2 protein-coding genes and 1 pseudogene are annotated in these 2,093 nt (G+C 58.4%); 1 reads left to right on the top strand and 2 read right to left on the bottom strand.

The features are described 5' to 3' along the window. Positions 1 to 151 precede the first annotated feature (151 nt). On the top strand, positions 152 to 361 hold the full coding sequence (locus M0974_RS12970) for a hypothetical protein (protein WP_297836954.1): 210 nt from the start codon (positions 152 to 154) through the stop codon (positions 359 to 361). Positions 362 to 709: 348 nt separating this feature from the next. Here the strand turns inward: M0974_RS12970 and M0974_RS12965 are convergent, their stop codons facing one another. Together M0974_RS12965 and M0974_RS12960 are read right to left on the bottom strand one after the other, a co-directional pair. Beyond that, positions 710 to 1,474, bottom strand: a complete 765-nt coding sequence (locus M0974_RS12965) for an ABC transporter ATP-binding protein (protein WP_297836951.1) — start codon at positions 1,472 to 1,474, stop codon at positions 710 to 712. Between the two features lie 12 nt (positions 1,475 to 1,486). Continuing rightward, a pseudogene (locus M0974_RS12960) lies at positions 1,487 to 2,093 on the bottom strand (succinylglutamate desuccinylase/aspartoacylase family protein); the annotation flags it as partial.

The raw sequence follows: 2,093 nt of genomic DNA, 5'->3' as shown, positions 1-2,093 counted from the left end.
GGCAAGTATCAAGGTCAGCGCGGCGTAACATTGCCCCGTACCTGATCACGAATGATCCGCCAGCGATTGAATTAGTCTCCCGATCGGCACTCTATTGACTGAACTGTTCCGGCTCGCCTCCATCGAGCCAGTCTACTGCTCAGGAGTGCCTATGAAGACCTACTCGAAACCCATCGTTCCACCGGCGGACTCTCAGCACAACCACGTGGGCCTCTTGGCTTGGTCGTTGCTCGCGCCGCCACAGATCAATATGGTTGGCGGAATTCCTGGCCAGCCTGGCCCCGATAGCCCTCAAGAACAACCTACAGAGCCCGGTGAGCCTACTTTGCCGGATCAGCCGCCACCTGCGCCTGTTGCTTGATTAGCGGCGCGCTCAGCGCGCGCCCTATTGCCGACGATAAAGACCTGGCTGTTGGCTCGGGTTTGATCTCCATTCCCGCTGTAAATGCGCCAAGCGCGAATTAGGCACGCGCCGTGTCGGAGGCGAGGGCGTCCCTCGGCGTTGAGCGAAATCGCCGGGAGTCGTGCTCATACCGCGCTGAATGCTCCGAATGGCTTAAGTCAGAGGCAGTGGGGACTAGTTTTGTGTGGGTTCTTTAGGACGACCGCATTGTCCGCATTCCCGAATGAATTCGGTCCCACAGGAGACCGCCGATTCTCTGTGGGACCGAATTCATTCGGGAAAGTCGCGCTGCGATGTCTGGTGCTGCTACTTCAAATTCCCGCTCAAAAACTGCCGTAGGCGATCGCTTTGCGGGTTGCCCAGTACTTCGTCAGGATGGCCTTGCTCTTCGACCAGGCCTTGGTGCAGGAACATCACCTGATTTGACACTTTGCGCGCAAAGCTCATTTCGTGGGTGACCATGATCATGGTGCGGCCTTCTTCGGCCAGGCCTTGGATCACTTTCAGTACTTCCCCCACAAGCTCCGGGTCAAGCGCCGAGGTCGGTTCGTCGAATAGCATCACCTCGGGTTCCATCGCCAGCGCACGGGCAATCGCCACACGCTGTTGTTGTCCACCGGAAAGGAAAGCCGGGTATTGACCCGCCACGCGAGCTGGCAAACCCACCTTGTCCAAGTACTTGCGCGCACGCTCTTCAGCTTCGTGCTTGCTCACGCCCAATACACGACGCGGGGCCATAGCGACGTTTTCCAACACGGTCATGTGGCTCCACAAATTGAAATGCTGGAACACCATCGCCAATCGAGTACGAATGCGTTGCAGTTCTGCCGGGTCGGCGACGCGCATGCCATGCCGGTCAGAGACCATGCGAATCTGTTGGCCGTCCAGGCTCATGGCGCCATCGTTCGGCGTTTCGAGAAAGTTAATGCAACGCAGGAACGTGCTTTTACCCGAGCCGCTGGCGCCGATAAGGCTGATCACGTCGCCAGTATTGGCCTTGAGCGACACGCCTTTGAGCACTTCGTTGTCGCCGTAGCTTTTGTGCAGGCTATCAATGGTCAGTTTGTACATGCCGTGCAATCCTTAAGGAGAGAGCAGGTAACCGCTACGGTAGGCTTCGGTGCCTGCAACGTGAGCGATGACCATGCCGGCGGTTGCCATGCGTCGCAACGAGCGCGCGTACAACAAGCCGGGATTAAGAGTGTGAATCGGCGTTACCAAGTCGGTGATCGGATCGATAACCTCAGCGATCTGCTGTCCGGCTTCCAGGTATTCACCCGGCAAGGCACAGAACACCAGCAAACCACCCACTGGGGTTTCTACCGGTTCGACCGCAGCCAACGGCGTCGCCGGGTACAACAATTGGGGTTGTGGCACCAAGTCGCCCGAAATGACCCCAAAGTGCACCAAGTAATTGATCAGCGCCTGACAGTCGCGACTGGCCAGCGCATGGTTCACATCGCCCTGGCCGCGAAGCTCCAGGGTCACCGAAAAGCTGCCCATCGGAATGTCGAAGCGGCCATCGAAGCGCTGCTGCAATTGCCACCAGAGCAAGGTGAAGCACTCATCGAACGACTGGCCGCCGGAATCGGTGGCCAACAGGCTGGCCTGGGCCCCGAGGTAACGTGATAACGGCTCGACCAGCGACCAGGCTTCCGGTGTGGTGTAAAGGTGCTCTACCGCTTCGAAG

The organism is Pseudomonas sp. (genome assembly GCF_026224925.1).
Taxonomy (GTDB): domain Bacteria; phylum Pseudomonadota; class Gammaproteobacteria; order Pseudomonadales; family Pseudomonadaceae; genus Aquipseudomonas.
Note: the sequence above shows the minus strand (reverse complement) of the source record. Positions and strands in the feature narration are given on the sequence as shown.